The 17,925-nt window shown below is 37.9% G+C and carries 9 protein-coding genes; 5 read left to right on the top strand and 4 right to left on the bottom strand.

Going from position 1 to position 17,925, the window contains the following annotated elements; translation table 11 throughout:
• Nucleotides 1-39 precede the first annotated feature (39 nt).
• From RMO03_RS09110 to RMO03_RS09095, 4 genes are all read right to left on the bottom strand, one after another.
• Nucleotides 40-2,346 carry a glycoside hydrolase family 65 protein gene (locus tag RMO03_RS09110; protein ID WP_309641792.1) on the bottom strand — a complete coding sequence of 769 codons (2,307 nt, stop codon included), beginning with the start codon at nt 2,344-2,346 and terminating at the stop codon, nt 40-42.
• A 67-nt stretch (nt 2,347-2,413) separates the two neighbouring features.
• Nucleotides 2,414-3,070 (bottom strand): beta-phosphoglucomutase, encoded by a 657-nt coding sequence (pgmB, locus tag RMO03_RS09105; RefSeq protein WP_309641791.1) that lies wholly within the window; start codon nt 3,068-3,070, stop codon nt 2,414-2,416.
• The gene (locus RMO03_RS09100; protein ID WP_309641790.1) at nt 3,063-4,592 is read right to left on the bottom strand and encodes an MFS transporter; all 1,530 of its coding nucleotides are present in this window, start codon (nt 4,590-4,592) and stop codon (nt 3,063-3,065) included. The genes pgmB and RMO03_RS09100 overlap by 8 nt, the downstream gene beginning before the upstream one ends.
• A gap of 172 nt (nt 4,593-4,764) precedes the next feature.
• Nucleotides 4,765-5,793 (bottom strand): LacI family DNA-binding transcriptional regulator, encoded by a 1,029-nt coding sequence (locus RMO03_RS09095; RefSeq protein WP_309641789.1) that lies wholly within the window; start codon nt 5,791-5,793, stop codon nt 4,765-4,767.
• Nucleotides 5,794-6,018: 225 nt separating this feature from the next.
• On the opposite strand from RMO03_RS09095, the gene RMO03_RS09090 reads away from it, so the two are divergent.
• The 5 genes from RMO03_RS09090 to RMO03_RS09070 all read left to right on the top strand — a co-directional run bounded on the left by RMO03_RS09090 (nt 6,019) and on the right by RMO03_RS09070 (nt 17,869).
• Entirely contained in the window at nt 6,019-9,111 is a 3,093-nt protein-coding gene (locus tag RMO03_RS09090; protein WP_309641788.1) for a SusC/RagA family TonB-linked outer membrane protein, read from the top strand.
• A gap of 18 nt (nt 9,112-9,129) precedes the next feature.
• A complete protein-coding gene (locus RMO03_RS09085; RefSeq protein ID WP_309641787.1) occupies nt 9,130-10,731 on the top strand; it encodes a RagB/SusD family nutrient uptake outer membrane protein in 1,602 nt (533 codons plus the stop codon).
• A 19-nt stretch (nt 10,732-10,750) separates the two neighbouring features.
• The gene (locus RMO03_RS09080; RefSeq protein ID WP_309641786.1) at nt 10,751-11,893 is read left to right on the top strand and encodes a SusE domain-containing protein; all 1,143 of its coding nucleotides are present in this window, start codon (nt 10,751-10,753) and stop codon (nt 11,891-11,893) included.
• A 63-nt stretch (nt 11,894-11,956) separates the two neighbouring features.
• Nucleotides 11,957-14,848, top strand: coding sequence for an alpha-amylase family glycosyl hydrolase (locus tag RMO03_RS09075; RefSeq protein WP_309641785.1), 2,892 nt, complete (start codon nt 11,957-11,959; stop codon nt 14,846-14,848).
• A 228-nt stretch (nt 14,849-15,076) separates the two neighbouring features.
• The gene (locus RMO03_RS09070) at nt 15,077-17,869 is read left to right on the top strand and encodes an AsmA-like C-terminal region-containing protein (protein WP_309641784.1); all 2,793 of its coding nucleotides are present in this window, start codon (nt 15,077-15,079) and stop codon (nt 17,867-17,869) included.
• Nucleotides 17,870-17,925 lie beyond the last annotated feature (56 nt).

Below are 17,925 nucleotides of genomic sequence, written 5' to 3'. Positions count from 1 at the left end.
CTGACGCATTTTAAAAACGGTCAGGTTTGATTAGACATTTTATACCGTAACTAAATTATTCGGCTCCACCAAAACTTCTTTTCCGTTGACCACAACTTTGATTTCATGATCGCCTTCGAGGACAAATTTGGTTTCATTTTGATGGACTGCGACTTTTAAAATCTGATTTCTAAAATTGATTTTAAAAGAATAACCGTTCCATTCTTTTGGAATTCTTGGGTTGAAATGCAAGGTGTCATTTTTCACACGCATACCTCCAAAACCTTCTACGATGCTCATCCAAGTTCCTGCCATTGAAGTGATGTGACAACCTTCTTCAACTTCCTTATTATAATCATCGAGATCAAGACGCGAGGTTCTTAAATAGAACGTATACGCCATATCCATTTTATCTAATGCGGCAGCTTGAATCGAGTGCACACAAGGCGATAATGAACTTTCATGCACCGTAAATGGCTCGTAGAAATCGAAATGTTTTTCTAGTTGTTCTTTGGTGAAATGGTCTTCGAAGAAATAAAACCCTTGCAAAGTATCAGCTTGCTTGATGTAAGGCGAACGTAAAACACGATCCCAACTCCATTTCTGATTGATTGGGCGTTGCGATTTATCCAAATCTTTTACGGGAACCAAATCTTTATCTAAAAAACCATCTTGCTGTAAATAGATATCCAATTCCTCTGAATATGGGAAATACATATTATCGGATACTTCCTTCCATTCTTGCAATTCGAAATTCGATAAGTTTACTTTTTCGATGATACGCTTGTGATCCGCAGGATATTCTGAAGCCACTTTTTGAACTTGTTCGTGCGTATAATCAATACACCATTTTGCAATATAATTGGTGTAGAAATTATTGTTGACATTGTTTTCGTATTCATTCGGACCCGTAACACCTAAAATCATATATTGATTTTTGTGCGTTGAAAACGAAGCCCTTTGATGCCAAAAGCGTGCTATAGCAATTAATACTTCCAAACCTTTTTCGGGAATGTAACTGTAATCGCCGGTATAACGATGGTAGTTGAAAATCGCAAAAGCAATCGCGCCATTTCTGTGGATTTCCTCGTGCGTGATTTCCCATTCGTTGTGACATTCTTCGCCATTCATCGTGACCATCGGATAGAGCGCCGCACCATTTTTGAATCCTAAATTTTTCTGCGCATTTTCAATCGCCTTATCGAGTTGATTGTAACGGTAAGTCAATAAGTTTCTTGCGACTTGTTGGTCTTTGGTCGCCATGTAAAACGGAATGCAATACGCTTCAGTATCCCAATAAGTCGAGCCGCCGTATTTTTCTCCGGTGAAACCTTTTGGACCGATATTCAAACGAGAATCTTTTCCTAAATAAGTCTGATTCAATTGGAAAATATTGAAACGGATTCCTTGTTGCGCTCTGACGTCGCCTTCGATGGTGATATCCGACATTTCCCAAATTTTTGACCAGGCATCGATTTGTTCTTTCAATAATTGATTATATCCTATTGACACAGCCGATTCAATGACTTTTTCAGCTGCAGTTTGCGTATTCTCGTGGTTCATCGAAACAGTATAACCACCAATTTTTTGGATCGATGATGTGGCGTTTTGGGCAACATTCACTGCGTATTTGAACTGTATTTTTTCTTTATTCGAATCTACACTTTCAGGATTGATGCTGATGTTTTGACCATTCAACAAAATGGTATTGTGCATGAAAGTTGTCGCGATGAAATGTGTTTTGAAAGTTCTCGCCGTTACAAAAGCGGAATTTTTATCATGCTTGACTTCTAAAGGCTCCCAGAATTTTTCTTCCCAGTTCGCGTCTTCGTTCGTCACGCCAGCATCAACATAGGGTTTGTAGATGATGGTTGCTTCTTTATTTAAAGGTGTAATTTCGTAATTGATGACGCCGGCTTCATCTAAATTCAAACATAAAAAACGACGGATATTGCCTTTAATTTCTGTTCCGTTTTTCAAAGTGGCTTCAAAAGAGCGATGGTACCAGCCTTCTTTCATGTTGAGTTCCCGACGGAAATTCGACACTTTCGTACAGGCATTCAAATCGAAATTTTCACCATTGATTTCGATGTCGATTCCAATCCAATTTGGGGCGTTGAGTACTTTCGCGAAATACTCGGGATAACCATTTTTCCACCAACCTACTTTGGTTTTGTCTGGGTAATAAATTCCGGCGATATAACTTCCCTGGAACGTTTCTCCTGTATAATGTTCTTCAAAATTGGCACGTTGCCCCATGGCGCCGTTTCCAATACTGAAAAGGCTTTCAGACGATTTCACTCTTTCTGCATCAAATCCTTCTTCTATGATGGACCAATTGTCTGGTTTAATATAATCCTGATTCATTTTTTCAATTTTTTTTCAATTTTTTGACATGCTAAAATCAGATCAACTGACTTTATTCTTTTCGTTTTTATTTTTTTATTAATGATTCGATGAAACTCATATCCATAAACGTAAAGTCTTTGAATATATATTGGGCTTCATGTAAAATCGATGCTTCGCCGATTCCGATGCTTGTCATTCCCGCGATGTTTGCTGCTTGAATTCCGGCAACAGAATCTTCAAAAACAATCGAATTTTCATTCAAAATTTTCAATCCGTTGGCTGCTTGTAAAAACACTTCAGGATCGGGTTTGGCATTGGTTACATCATTGCCATCGACGATGACATCGAAATAACTTAATATGCCGGTTTTTTCTAATATTGGCCGTGCGTTTTTACTGGCTGAACCTAAAGCAATGCCTTGATTGTTTTCTTTTAAGTATTGCAATACGGGAGTTACTCCGGGCAATATTTCACTAAAATTCATGTTCACGAGATACGACAAATAATCTTCATTTTTTTGAATGAGCCATTTGTTTTTATCATCCTGTGATGCTTGGATGTTTCCTAAATCTAATATAATATCTAAAGAACGTACTCGGCTTACGCCTTTTAAATCTTCGTTGTGTTCTGGTGTAAATTCGATTCCGAGTTCACTTGCTATTTTTTGCCAGGCTAGGAAGTGGTATTTAGCGGTATCTACAATCACTCCATCGAGGTCGAATATGAATGCTTTTTTATTCATTAATTACAATTTTCGATTTATCATTAATGGTCAGCGAAATTACTCCGGCTACAATCATTGATGCACCACCGATTAATAAAGCGTAAATAGGTTCGCTGTTGAAAAACTTAGATACCAAAAATCCTAAAATCGATGCAGCTACCAATTGTGGGATTACTATAAAGAAGTTGAAAACGCCCATATAATAACCCATTTTATTCGAAGGCAAAGCACCAGAAAGCATCGCGTATGGAATCGACAATATACTGGCCCAAGCGATTCCGATTCCGATCATCGGCAACCATTCGATGTTGAATACGGTTGGTGTTTTGATGAAATAGATCGAGATTAACCCGAGTCCACCACAAATCAATGCAATGAAGTGCGTGAATTTCCGACTCGTAAATTTTGCCAATAAAGGCAATAAGAACGCTGCAATCGCTGCGATTAAGTTGTAGTTGGCGAACATTTCACCCACTTGATTTGCGCCGGTATTGTAAGCTTCGGAAGTGGTATCTGTTGTGCCATATATATGTTGTGTGACCGCAAGGGTCGTATAAATCCACATTGAGAAAAGCGCGAACCATGAAAAGAACTGCACCCACGCTAATTTTTTCATGATGTCGGGCATAAATTGGAAGTCATTCATAATCGTCACAAAACCATTTTCGGTCTGATTTGATTTTTGCATCAATCCGGAAATGATCATGGCCAAACCGCCTAAACCTATCAATCCTAAAGAAAGAACGTATAAATCTTTCTTCAAGTCATAATGGAAGATTGCCAAAGCGAATAGCATTCCGACAGAAAAGAAAATGATGCCTTTGTTTAAATGTGATTGACCGTTTTTGAGAAACCATTCTTTTGAATGTTGCTCTTTTTGGTATGAAGTTTTTTTGTGTTTATCGAAAGCTTCGAGTTCTTCGGGCGTGTATTCTTTTGAAGTGATGACGGTCCAGAGAACGGTAATAATAAAGGCAATCCCGCCGATATAAAATGAATATTTTACAGAATCGGGAATGATACCTAAAGGCGCTGTGTTTTCAACCCCAAGGTGTGTTAAGATTAATGGAAGTTTTGAAGCGACATAAGCGCCAATTCCGATGAAGAAACTTTGGGTTGCAAACCCCATCGTGCGTTGTTTTTCGGGAAGATTATCGCCGACAAAAGCTCGGAATGGCTCCATCGAAACATTGATTGAAGCATCCATAATCCAAAGCATTCCTGCTGCGAACCAAAGCACTGGAGAATTTGGCATGATGAATAAAGCGCCCGAAGCCAATATAGCACCAGCTAAAAAATAAGGTTTTCTACGGCCTAATTTAGTCCATGTCCTATCAGAAAAATAACCAATAATCGGTTGAATGATTAAACCTGTCAAAGGTGCGGCAACCCAAAGAATCGGGATGTCGTCAATATTGGCTCCTAAGGTTTGAAATATACGGCTAACATTAGAATTCTGCAGTGCAAAACCCATTTGGATTCCCAGAAATCCGAAACTCATATTCCAGATTTGCCAGAAACTTAATCTACGCTTTTCCATTATCGTAATTTAAAATTAATACGATAAGCGCTATGCTTATCAAAACTTACTATTATTTTCGAAGTAAAGTATAAGTTTTGATATTTTCGGTTGTAAATATATGTTATTTTTCTTTTCAAAAAAGAAAAGTTGAAAATTATCGATGAAATGCAATCTGATTTTACTCCTCGATTTATTTTAGCGTTGGTGTTGATTCTCGTTGTACCAAATGGGTTTCGATAACTTCGGTTTTGTAGTGTTCTTCTTCTTCTTCTTCCGACTCCAATCTTTCAATCAGCATTTGAGCTGCTTTATTGCCCATTTTGATTCCGTTTTGACTTACAGTCGTGATGCTTGGAGAGGAATAATTGGAGATAATTCCATCTGTGAAGCCAATGACGGCGATGTCTTCGGGTACTTTTAAATTTAATTTTTTAGCGGTTTTGATGGCGGTTACGGCAAACAATTCATTGACTGCAAAAACAGAATCTAAGCTTTGATCGGACATTAATTTTTCGATTTGTTCGGCACAATTATCAATGTCTTCTATTTTTACAATTAGGTTTTCGTCGATGGTAATTCCGTTACTTTTTAACGCTTTATAATATCCTTCGGTTCTTAATTTCCCTACGCTGACATAATCAACAGTGGTGATGAGTCCGATTTTTTTAAATCCATTATTGATTAAATCCTGAACGGCTTCATAGGCAGCTAAACTGTCATCGATGATTACTTTGTCGCATAAAATATCGTTGGTCACCCTGTCAAACATTACCACAGGCATTCCCTGATTAATAACTTCGCTAATGTGATGAAAATCCTTTTTTTGTTGTGTTTCCTTAGATAAAGACATGATAAAACCATCAATACTACCGTTGGCTAACATTTCCATATTGATAACTTCCTTGTCGAAGGATTCATCGGATAAACATACGATGACATTGTACCCTTTTTCGTTGGCGATATGTTCAATTCCGCTGATGACTGTAGCAAAAAAATGATGCACAATTTCGGGAATAATAATGCCTATTGTTTTGGTTTTTTTGTTCTTGAGGCTTAGTGCAATTAAGTTGGGTTTGTAGTTGTATAATTTAGCAAAAGCTTGTACTTTTTGGCGTGTGTCTTCACTAATTTCAGGGCTGTCTCGAAGTGATTTTGAAACTGTAGAAATAGAGACATCCAGTTCTTTGGCAATTTGTTTTAGCGTAACTTTTCTTTTCATGAGACAGCTTGTATAAATAAGGTTTTCAGAATAAAGATAATTTTTATTTTTATTAATGGAAATTTAATCCTTAAAAAAATGAAGAATTGGGAAAGTTTTCAACACGAAAACGTTTTCGAGAGACAATTAACAGGTGTTTCTTAAAAAAAACAAAAAATTTACCTAAATTTAACCTTCGAAGTAAAGTATAAGCACAAAAAACGAACTCTAACTTAAACAAAATGTATGAAAACAATTTACAAAAAGTTGTTATTTTTAATGCTTCTCCTGCCTTTTGGTGTCTTTGCACAGAGCACCATTGAAGGAACAGTTGTTGACAAGGTTTCAAAACAACCTATTCCAGGAGTAAACGTCCAAATTCAGGGGTCTGGAAACGGCACGCAAACTGATTTTGATGGAAAATTCAAGTTGCCTAAAGTCAAAAAAGGAGATAAACTTGTTTTTTCCTTTGTAGGATATAAAAGTGCTGTTGTTGCTTATGATTCTCAAGCCAGCCTTTCGGTGAGTTTGGAGGAAGAATCAAATCAATTGCAGGAAGTAATGATTCAGGTCGGATATGGTTCGGCTAAAAAGAAAGATGCTACAGGTTCTGTGGCGTTAGTGACTTCGAAAGATTTTAATAAAGGCGCTATCGTTTCCGTTGACCAATTGCTGGCAGGAAAAGCTGCTGGTGTAAGAATCACTAATAGTGGAGGTTCGCCAGATTCTGCTCCTAACATCAGGATTAGAGGAGGTGCTTCATTGAGTGCTGCGAACAACCCTTTGATTATTATTGATGGTGTGCCTTTGAGTGATTTGAGTCCAGCCGGGGTGAGCAATCCTTTTACTTTGATTAATCCAAATGATATTGAAAGCTTTTCTATACTGAAGGATGCGTCAGCTACTGCAATTTATGGTGTTAGAGCTTCCAATGGCGTTATATTAATTACTACCAAAAAAGGAACAAGCGGTGAGCCACAGTTTAACTATTCGGCTACTATTTCAGTCGGTAAGTTAGACAAATCGCTGAATGTGATGAGTGGTCCTGAATTTACAAAATTCATCCAGCAATACCATCCGACTAAAACAAATTTATTGGGTGTTGATGATCCGAATCCACTCGCACCTACTGCTGATATTCTGGGGACTGATGAAATCGAAGGTCGAATCTTGAGCGATACCGATTGGGAGGACCAGATTATAAGAACAGCAATTTCAACGGATCACAATTTCAGCGTTAGGGCCAATATGTATAAAAAGATTCCATTTAGAGTGTCTTTAGGATATAACAACGTTCAAGGCCTTGTAAAAACGAGTGACTACGAGCGTTTTACTTATTCATTCAAAATGACGCCTAAGTTGCTGCACGATGATTTGAAAATCGACGTCAATGCAAAAGGTAGTTTTACTGATAAAAATGCCATTGATGAAGGAGGTTCTTTAGGGAACGCCTTGACCATGGATCCAACCAAGCCGGTTTATGATTCATCATCAGTATTTGGAGGTTATGCCCAGTCATTGGATGCGACTAATAATGCGCTTCTTGGTTCATGGAACCCATTAGCAGTATTAGAACAGCGAAAAAGACCCGAAAGAGCCGTGAGATTTTTAGGGAATGTTGAATTCGATTATAAACTTCCTTTTATCAAAGATTTGCGTGCCGTTGTCAATTTGGGAATTGATGCATCGCAAGCAAGAATCAGAGAAAGCTTTAGCAATAATGCATTAGCGACTTATTCGTTTGTTTCGAGTGGCCCGACTGGTCCCGCAAGTCAGTATGTTTTCAATCCGGGATTATCTTATCTTGAAAATCAGACATCGACCAATACCACCATGGACACGTATCTTGCATACAGTAAAAACTTAACGGGATTTGTGACGAAATTTGATGCTCAGGCAGGTTATTCATACCAAAATTTTAAAGTGGATGGTAATAAGAATACATTTAAGAATGATCCGAGTACCGGTGTAAGGATACCTGATATTGATCCACGCGATCCAAACCAAAGATACTATTCGCCGCTTAACCTTCAAGCCTTTTTTGCGAGAACTAATGTTGATTTATTAGGCAAATATTTGTTTACTGCTACGATGAGGGCGGATGCTACGTCTTTGTATACTCCGGAAAAACGTTGGGGTTATTTCCCGGCTTTTGGAGCAGCATGGAAAATAAAGGAAGAATCATTCCTTAAAAATTCGAAAACCATCCAGGATTTAAAATTAAGAGTAGGTTGGGGTAAAACTGGTCAGGCCGGTATTGCAAGTGTAGATCTTGGCGGTAAATCGGTAGGATATTTTCCTACACAGCTTTTGTTTGAGCCAGGAAATCAGAACAGTCAATATTTACCGGGTGTCACAGTATATACTCCCCTCAGTTACAGCGAAGACCTGACATGGGAGAAAACAACCACAACGAACTTTGGACTTGATTTTGAATTTTTCAAAAACAGCATCCTTTCGGGTAGTGTTGATGTGTACAAACGTAAAACGACAGATTTGTTGGCTGCTGTTGTCTATCGACCAGGAGAAACTGCCAATGGACTATTTGTTGATAACGTAGGGACTATTGATGGAGAAGGAATTGAAACGGCTTTAACAATAAAAGCCATTACTACAGATAAATTCTCTTTAACCGTAGGTGGTAATATTGCATACAACTACAGCACTGTTAAGGATTTGGGAGCGAGAACCGAAGTAAATGTTCAGGATTCAAGCGTAGAAGGAACCGGAAACTATTTATTATGGCATCACGTAGGTAACCAGCCTAGATCTGCTTGGGTTTTTGAGCAGGTTTATGATGCCAACGGCGACGCGGTTATTGGTTCATATGTCGACAGAAACGGCGATGGGCAGATTACAAATGCCGACCGCTATTATCTGGCAACACAGCCTAACTGGACCTATGGTTTTAATACGAACATCACCTACAAAAACTGGGATTTATCAGCAAGTTTCAGAGGTCAGATCGGAGGTCAGGTCTATAATCTTAAACAGAAAAACCAAGGAGCAATCAGCAGTGCAGCCTCTTTGAATGGGAATGCGTTATACAATGTTTTGGAATCGGTAAATACACTTGTTGTTGCAGGAAGTTTGAACAATGTTCCATTTTCTGATATGTATATGGAAGATGCTACATTTTTAAGATGTGATAACATTTCTTTGGCATATAAGTTTCTTAAATTTGTAAAGAAATCGACGCTAAAAGTAACAGGTACAGTTAACAACCCATTTTTAATTACAAATTATTCTGGACAAGACCCTGAAAATTTTGGAGCTATTGATAATACCTTCTACCCAAGACCAACAACCTATACTTTAGGATTAAGTCTTGACTTTTAATATTAAAAAAAAAGAATTATGAAAAATTTTAAAATAAAAGGCATCGGATTAGGATTAGTCCTATTGTTGTCGATTGGATGTACAGATGATCTGAATACTGAACCTAAAGGAAAGATTAAAAATTTAGATCAGTTGTTAGCCGAACAGCCAACATTGGCTGGTTTGGTATCACAAGTTTATGGCTCATTGGCCCTATCTGGAGCTTCAGGCCCAGGAAGTACAAATGTACCTGGAGATGATCCCGGAGAATCACCTTTTTTAAGAGGAATCATCAACCTGCAGGATTTCACTGCTGATGGAATGAAGAACCGTTGGGGCGATAATGGATTAGATCAGTTGACTACAGATACTGATTGGACAGATAGCAACAAATTTTTCGGATATGCCTACAACAGGATTTATTACACGGCAACACAATCGAATGCGGTTATCAACCAAATGAATCTGTATAATATTTCAAGTAAAGACCAAATCATCAGCGAAATGCGATTTTTACGTGCTTTGGCTTATTTCTATCTGATAGACTGTTTCGGTAAAGGACCATTGTTGTTGGAAACTGATCCAATCGGAGTTTTAAAACCTGAAGCTACAAGAGCGCAAATTTTTGACTTTCTTGAAGCGGAATTGCTCGATATTGAACCTAGACTGCCAATGTTTATCGGATATGGTCAAGCCAATAGGTCTACAGCGAGAATGTTGTTGGCAAAACTATACCTGAATGCTCAGGTTTACAGAGGTACTGACCGATATGCCGATGCATTAATCTATTCTAAAAAAGTAATCGATGAAGGCGGTTATAGCTTGGCTCCAAATTTTGGAAGTTTATTTCAAGCCGACAATGACAGTAGTAGTGCTAAAAATGAAATCATTTATGCGCTGATTGCTGATGCGGTTGTGAGTCAAAGTTATGGTAACACGACTTACCTAATTAATGGAAGTTTAAATGATATAACTATGACAGCTACTGATTATGGTAATCCCGGCGGAGGAACAAATGCTTGGGGTGGTCATAGAGCTACAAAAGCATGGTACGGATTGTTTGGAAATTCTACAGCTGCGCTCGAAGCATCGAATGATGACAGAGCCAAATTGTTCTTTACAGGCTCAGCTAATCCTGATCCTACAAAAAGACATAACTATGAAATGAATGATTATAAAGCATGGATTGACGGTTTTCCAGCCACTAAATTCAGAAATACAAACTTTGTTGGGTCAACTACAATTGCTTCATTTGCCAATACTGATTTTCCATTGTTCCGATTGGCCGATGTTTATCTGATGTATGCGGAATGTGTTGCAAGAGGAGCGGGAGGAAGCGTCTCAGAAGCAGTAGGTTATGTAAATGACATCAGAAACAGATCTCACGCTACGCCAATTAATGCCAGTGATTTGACTCCAGATTTTGTACTTGACGAAAGAGGTAGGGAATTGAATTTCGAAGGACACAGAAGAACAGATTTGATTCGTTATGGTAAATTTACCGGAGGAAGTTATTTATGGCCATGGAAAGGCGGCGTAAAAGATGGAACGTCAATTCCATTACATTACAGTCTATTCCCAATTCCATTGAAAGCAATTCAGGCAAACCCTAATTTGACTCAAAACATTGGATACAATTAATTTTAAACTGCAATTATAAATGAAAAATATTTTAAAAATACCAGCATTGTTTTTTGTATTTACTGCTTTTTGGTCGTGTACAAACGATAAAGACCCTGTTGCAAACGCTACTGCATTTCAGCTTCGTAATGATGCTACTGTAGTGCCGCCGACAGTGTTTTCAGATGCCAATAAAACGGAAATTTTTTCCAAATTAGATTGGGACAGAAGTGATTACGGAGTTTCTGCAGTTTCTACTTATATTGTAGTTATTTCGGATCATAATGATCTGAATAACGAACAACCATTGTCTACTAATGTACTAAGTACGGTTACGGATGCAAGAATGGCTACTTTCACGATTGATGACTTGAATCAAGCAATGAACAAGCTTCCTACATTCAATTGTAACCAAATGAATATTGATATCCGTATTAAATCCACGCTCGGTATTTCGAGTAATGCCATCTATCAATATTCTAATCCGATTTCAGTAGCGGTGACAGGCTATTCTATAAAGCCACTTATTTTAGCATTCGTAAAAGATTCAGGAAACCCTGAAACTGCATTAAAAATGGCAACTTCAAGTTATCAATCAGCTTCAAATTATGAAGCTTATATGTATCTCGAACCGGGAAATTATAAATTCTACCAACCTGATGCTTGTGGCGATTTTGTATCACCAACAATCTATGGTTTAACGGCAGGAGCTTTAGTAGCTGGTGGAACCGATAGTTTTGTAGTAACCACCGCAGGCCATTATCTTGTAAAAGCGAACTTAAGCGCAGCAACTGATGCAGAAACAGGAATAGCAGCAATGTCTTATGTAGTTTCTCCATTCACTTCTTTTGGAATCTTTGGAGCCGCAAAAGGAATTCCAACAGGAGCCAATAGAGCGATGGTATATAACCCAGACAATAAAAAATGGGAATTGACTTTCGACTTATACAAAGGAAGAAAATTCAGATTTAAATCGGTTAACGGAGCAGCAGGAGTTTCAGTATTAGGGATACCTTCAACATCAGCAGTTAATGTAGTTGTTGAATTCCCATTAACGAGCACAACCGGTGGCGATATAAAAGTTCCTGAAACAGATGACGGCACCAAACAAAAGTATGATATTACTTTAGATACTAATAATCCAAGGAATTATACATACGAGTTGAAATTAAACCCAAATTAATTTTATAATAAACGCTAATAAAAAGGGCTGCTCAACAACAGCCCTTTTTTAACAAATAATGCTATGAAAAAAAATGTTTTATTGAACGTATTAATTTGCTTGTTTTCAGCAACGTTATTCTCGCAGGTTACGATTAGCCCGGCTACTTTTAACGTAACAGATCAAATTACAATTACTGTATCTTTTGCAAGTGCAACATGCAACACCATGGGAACTGCACCAGTCAAAGTATACATGCATGCGGGAATAGGAAACGACACCAATGCTTTTGGATATTCGGTTGTAGGGAATTGGGGCACGGATGATGGTGTAGGTTTAATGACCAATAACGGCAACGGAACTTGGAGTACGACTATTACACCAAGCACTTATTTTAATATCGATGCTACACAACAAGCTAATGCCACGAAATTAGGGATGGTTTTTAGAAATGCAGCGGGTACGCAAACGTTGAAAAAACCAACAGCATGTTCGGATTTTATATTTAATGTTGGATACTATCAGACAACTTTAATCAGTCCGACAGTCAATAGTACAACCATTATCAGTTCAGGTGGAAGCAGAGCAGTACAAGCTTCCAATACCAATGGAATAGCAGCTTATAACTTGAAAGCCAATGGTGTAAGTATCAATAGTGTTCCAAGTACTACTTTCTATACCTTTACACATACCGGAATTACTCAAAATCAAAATTATGATTTAGAAATTACACAAGGTGCATCAACCCAAGTCAAGAAATTTTATGTGATAGTCGATCCAGGCGTCATTTCTGAAGCATTGCCTTCAAGTACACTCGAAGACGGAATCAATTATAACGCGTCTGATGCTACTAAAGCGACATTGGTTCTGACAGCACCGGGGAAAGACTTTGTTTATGTTGCAGGCAGTTTCAACAATTGGCAACCTGATTCGAGTTATGCCATGAAAAAAGACCCAGCGACTTCTAAATTCTGGTTAGAATTAACGGGATTAACACCAAATGTCGATTATTCTTATCAATATTGGGTAGTCGATAATACACCGACAACAAATTCTCCTAAATTGGTAAAAACAGCCGATCCTTTTTCTACATTAGTTTTGTCACCTTTTGATGATCCATACATTCCGGCAGCGAGTTATCCAAACATGCCGGTGTATCCTGCCGGTCAAGATAGAGAAGTAACAGTACTGAAAACAGGTCAAACGCCATACAATTGGCAAGTAACCAATTTCACAAAACCTAAAAAAGATGATTTAGTAGTATACGAAGTATTGGTTAGAGATTTCGATTCTCATAGAAATTTCCAAGACTTAATTGATCGCATCGATTATTTCAAAAACCTAAAAGTCAATGCTATCGAATTAATGCCTGTCATGGAATTCGATGGTAACGAAAGCTGGGGTTACAATACTTCATTCCATTTGGCTTTAGATAAATTCTATGGGCCAGGAAGTAAATTGAAAGAATTTATCGATTTGTGTCACCAAAACGGAATCGCAGTGATTCTAGACGTAGCCTTAAACCACGCTTTCGGAAGAAATCCAATGGACAGAATGTGGATGTCTGATGCGGATGGTGACGGTTGGGGCGGACCAGCTTCTGACAATCCATACTTTAATGTAACCGCTACACACAGTTATGGCGTTGGAAATGACTTTAACCATTCTTCTGAGTACACCAGATACTATGTAAGAAGAGTAATCAAACAATGGGTTCAGGAATTTAAAATTGATGGTTTCCGTTGGGACTTGACCAAAGGATTCACCCAAAACTGTACTGGAAGTGAGTCTTGCACGAATGCTTACCAACAAGATAGGGTTGATGTTCTCAGAAGTTATGTAGATTATGCATGGAGTTTAGATCCATACCATTACGCAATTTTTGAACACTTAGGAGCCGCAAATGAAGAGCAACAATGGGCAAACTGGAGAATTAGTGGTGAGCCTGATGGAATTAGCAAAGGCGTAATGATGTGGGGAGAAATGTATACTGCTTATAAAGATTTAGCTCGTGGTGCCTCAGCAAGTATTTCAGGTATTGGAGCAGATTCAAGAGGGTTTACTGCCAAACGATTGATGGGCTATCCAGAAAGTCATGATAAAGATAGAATCATGTATGAAGCAAAAACTTTTGGCGTAGCGGGAACAACATCACCGTTGAACAATTTAAACAACGCATTAGGAAGAATGTCAGCTATTGGAGCTACTTCGATATTGGTTCCAGGACCGAAAATGATTTGGCATTTTGCTGAATTGGGAATGGACAATTCGATTTGGTTATGCAACAACGGCGTTTTAAATACAGATTACGACGGAGGAACACCTGCTGGCGACTGTAAGTTAGATACCAAACCACAACCACAGTGGACAAACAATTGGTTGAATGTACCCGAAAGAGCACAAATCTATAACGATTGGACCAGATTCATCGATTTGAAAAAAACCCAACCTGTGTTTGAAGGAAGCTATTCTTTCAGTCCTGATGGCAACAATCTAAAACAAAGAATATATGTATACGATACTTCTTTGCCTGCAAGTGAAATAAGAAATGTTGTTATTCTGGCGAACTTCTCAACAGAAACGCAAACCATCAATCCTAATTTTTATACTACAGGAACTTGGATTAATTTAATGGATAATTCTCCATATATAGTATCCAATGCCACAGCTCCGATAACCATTCCGGCTGGACAATTCAAAGTGTATGGCGACCATACGGCATCTTTAAGTAACGATACTTTCGAACTTAGCGACAGCGTGATTTTATACCCAAACCCGTCAAACGATTATTTCTCAATCAACACCAATACCACCAAAGTTGAAGTATATTCAATCGCGGGACAATTGGTGAAAAGTTTTGCAAGTCAATCAGATGGTTATCAGTTTGATATATCCGAATTAAAAATGGGTGTTTACATGGTGAAAATTACAGACAGTAATAACCGAGTGAAAACATCAAGATTGATTAAACAATAGAGTTAGTTAGTTATTTTTAAAAAAGCCTTCCCACATTTTTGGGAGGGTTTTTTGTTTTTAATAAACTGCAAAGAACACAAAGTTATATGCTAACATAAATTTCCATAGCGAGCCTTGCGTATAACCTCGCATCCTTTGCGGTAAAAAATCACACATTAATTTAGAACAATGCTATACATAAAATCGGAATTTATTTTACTACCTAAACTAAAATGTTAATTTTGTCTCATGGAAAAACCGAAAAGAAGCATCGTCATCAAAGGATTAAAAATCACAGTAATTACATTTTGCACATTATTGCTAATGATGTTTTTGTTTCCTATTGTATTCCCCGGAAAAATCGCTCAAGAAGTAAAAGGTTTTGCCAACGACAAACTCGAAGGGGAACTCAATTTTTCAGAAGCCAACCTGTCTTTTTTCAATCACTTCCCTTCATTAACATTAACGTTAAAGAACTTCAAACTCAATGGTTCCGCACCCTATAAAAACGAAACTTTAATTTCTGCCAACGAAATTGCTTTCGGAATCAATGTTAAAAGTCTTATTTTCGACAGCCAAGTTAAAATTGATAAAATTTTCCTATCGAATGCTTTGATGAATGTCAGAGTCAACGAAAAAGGAGAAGCCAATTATAATGTGTATGTTTCCGAAGATGAAAAACCATCGAAGGACAATTCAAACACATCATTAAAACTCGAAAAAATCGACATTCGCAACAGTCGTTTGGTCTACAACGACAAATCGACAAAAATCTTAATCGATGCCAAAGGATTCAACTATATCGGCAAAGGCGATTTAGATCAATCGATTTTCGATATTTATACAGAAGCTGAAATCGATTCTTTAAACTTGACTTACGATAAAGAAACCTACCTCAAAAACAAAAGAATCAAAGCCGATTTAATTACAAAAATCAACACTAATTCGCTTGCTTTTGTATTCCAGCAAAACAATCTTAAAATCAATAAATTGCCGGTTCAGTTTACAGGAAAATTCGATTTCCTAAAAAATGGGTATGACATGGATTTTAAAATCGATTCGAAAGACAGTCGACTCAACGATTTCTTCACCGCATTGCCACCGGAATATGTGACTTGGTTAGAGAAAACTAAAGTCAAAGGCAGCACCGATTTGGCTTTATATTTAAAAGGACAATACATCGCATCGGAACACAAAAGCCCCGATATGGGTTTCAATATGAAAATTCGAGATGGCGAAATCGAATACAAAAACGCACCCTTTCCCGTGTCGAATATCTTCCTGAATTTTGATACGAAACTACCGGGATTGAATCCTGAGAATGTTGAAGTAACACTCGATTCGTTGTTTTTCAATGTAGGCAAAGATTATATGAAAGCCATCGTAAAATCGAAAGGATTAAAGAAACCAACAATCAATGCCAACATTCAAGCATCGTTAGATTTAAAGAAATTAGACCAAGCTTTCGGTTTCGAAAACATGACTTTGAAAGGATTGCTCAAAATGAATGTCAAAGCCAATGGCGTTTATGACAAATCCAAATCGATTTTCCCGATAACCAACGGTACTTTCAATTTGAAAAACGTCACCGTTCAAACCCAATATTATCCGCATCCAATTCAAAACATTAATGTGCTGGCTTCTGTTACCAATGGCAATGGAACTTTTAAACAGACCAAAGTGATCATCAATCCCGCGTCATTTGTGTTTGAAGGCAAACCGATTTACCTCAAAGCGAGTTTCCAAGATTTTGATGATGTGGCCTACGATGTCAAAGCAAAAGGAAGTGTTGATGTTGCGAAAGTCTACAAAGTTTTTTCGAGAAAAGGATTGGATGTCAAAGGTTTCATCAAAGCCGATGTGGCTTTTCAAGGCAAACAAAGCGATGCGACAAACGGGAATTACAGCAAACTCAACAATCGCGGAACGTTGGAGCTTAGAAAGATCAAAACAACTTCCGAATATCTTCCGAAACCATTTGTGATTGATGCAGGTTTGTTTACATTCAATCAAGACAAAATGAATTTTTCTAATTTCCTGGCAAGCTACGGCAAGTCGGATTTCAAGATGAATGGTTACCTTCAAAACGTGATCAATTTCGTGTTGTCTGATGCGGCGATTTTGAAAGGCAAATTCAATTTGATTTCGAATTATATTAATGTAGATGAATTCATGTCGGGAGCAACAACCAATACCGAAGCAACATCAACAGCAAAACAAACCGTTCCTAAAACAGAAACAGGTGTGGTTGTGATTCCGCCAAATTTCGATTTGCAGTTTGTCGCGAATGCTGCTAAAGTTGATTTTGATGAACTGAATCTAGAAAATGCCAAAGGCGATATGTCGATTGCACAAGGAAAAATGACACTTAAAAACACGGGCTTCAACATCATCGGAGCGCCTGTGAATATGGATATCGTATACGGAAGCGAAACGCCAACTAAAGCGTTCTTCGATTTTAAAATTAAAGCGAATAATTTCGATATCAAACGCGCGTATGATGAAATCAAAATGTTTCGTGAAATGGCATCTGCCGCAGAAAAAGCGCAAGGAAAAGTGTCGTTAGATTATAAAGTCGGCGGAAAATTAGACGGCAATATGCAGCCGATTTATCCATCATTGACTGGTGGCGGAACACTTTCCGTGAAAGAAGTAAAAATGAAAGGTTTCAGAATGTTTGGCGCTGTGAGTGATAAAACACATACCGATGCGATTAGAAATCCCGATGTAACAAAAGTTGATATTAAAACGACGATCAAGAATAACATCATCACGATTGAAAGATTCAAATTTAAATTCGCGGGTTTCCGACCAAGGATAGAAGGAACGACAAGTTTCGATGGTCAACTCAACATCAAAATGCGATTGGGATTACCGCCGTTGGGCATTATCGGAATTCCATTGACGGTTACAGGAACCAAAGATGCACCTAAAGTGAAACTAGGCAAAAAAGGCGAAGATATTGAGGAAAAGGAATATATTGACAATGCAAACCATGTAGATCCAATTCCGCCGACTGCAACTCCTGTAGTGCCGAATTAGATTTTTGGACACGCTGCGCTTTAGACATGCTTCGCTTTTGGATTATTAGACTCTAG

Origin of the sequence: Flavobacterium sp., from assembly GCF_031411595.1 — a bacterium.
Lineage (GTDB): Bacteria > Bacteroidota > Bacteroidia > Flavobacteriales > Flavobacteriaceae > Flavobacterium.
The sequence above is the reverse complement of the archived record's forward strand: the minus strand, read 5'-3'. Positions and strand labels throughout refer to the sequence as shown.

Excerpts from the sequence above, each read along its gene's own strand:
- RMO03_RS09110 (WP_309641792.1), bottom strand. The coding sequence starts at position 2,346 with ATGAATCAGGATTATATTAAACCAGACAATTGGTCCATCATAGAAGAA.
- RMO03_RS09095 (WP_309641789.1), bottom strand. The coding sequence starts at position 5,793 with ATGAAAAGAAAAGTTACGCTAAAACAAATTGCCAAAGAACTGGATGTC.
- RMO03_RS09090 (WP_309641788.1), top strand. The coding sequence starts at position 6,019 with ATGAAAACAATTTACAAAAAGTTGTTATTTTTAATGCTTCTCCTGCCT.
- RMO03_RS09100 (WP_309641790.1), bottom strand. The coding sequence starts at position 4,592 with ATGGAAAAGCGTAGATTAAGTTTCTGGCAAATCTGGAATATGAGTTTC.
- pgmB (WP_309641791.1), bottom strand. The coding sequence starts at position 3,070 with ATGAATAAAAAAGCATTCATATTCGACCTCGATGGAGTGATTGTAGAT.
- RMO03_RS09075 (WP_309641785.1), top strand. The coding sequence starts at position 11,957 with ATGAAAAAAAATGTTTTATTGAACGTATTAATTTGCTTGTTTTCAGCA.
- RMO03_RS09080 (WP_309641786.1), top strand. The coding sequence starts at position 10,751 with ATGAAAAATATTTTAAAAATACCAGCATTGTTTTTTGTATTTACTGCT.
- RMO03_RS09070 (WP_309641784.1), top strand. The coding sequence starts at position 15,077 with ATGGAAAAACCGAAAAGAAGCATCGTCATCAAAGGATTAAAAATCACA.
- RMO03_RS09085 (WP_309641787.1), top strand. The coding sequence starts at position 9,130 with ATGAAAAATTTTAAAATAAAAGGCATCGGATTAGGATTAGTCCTATTG.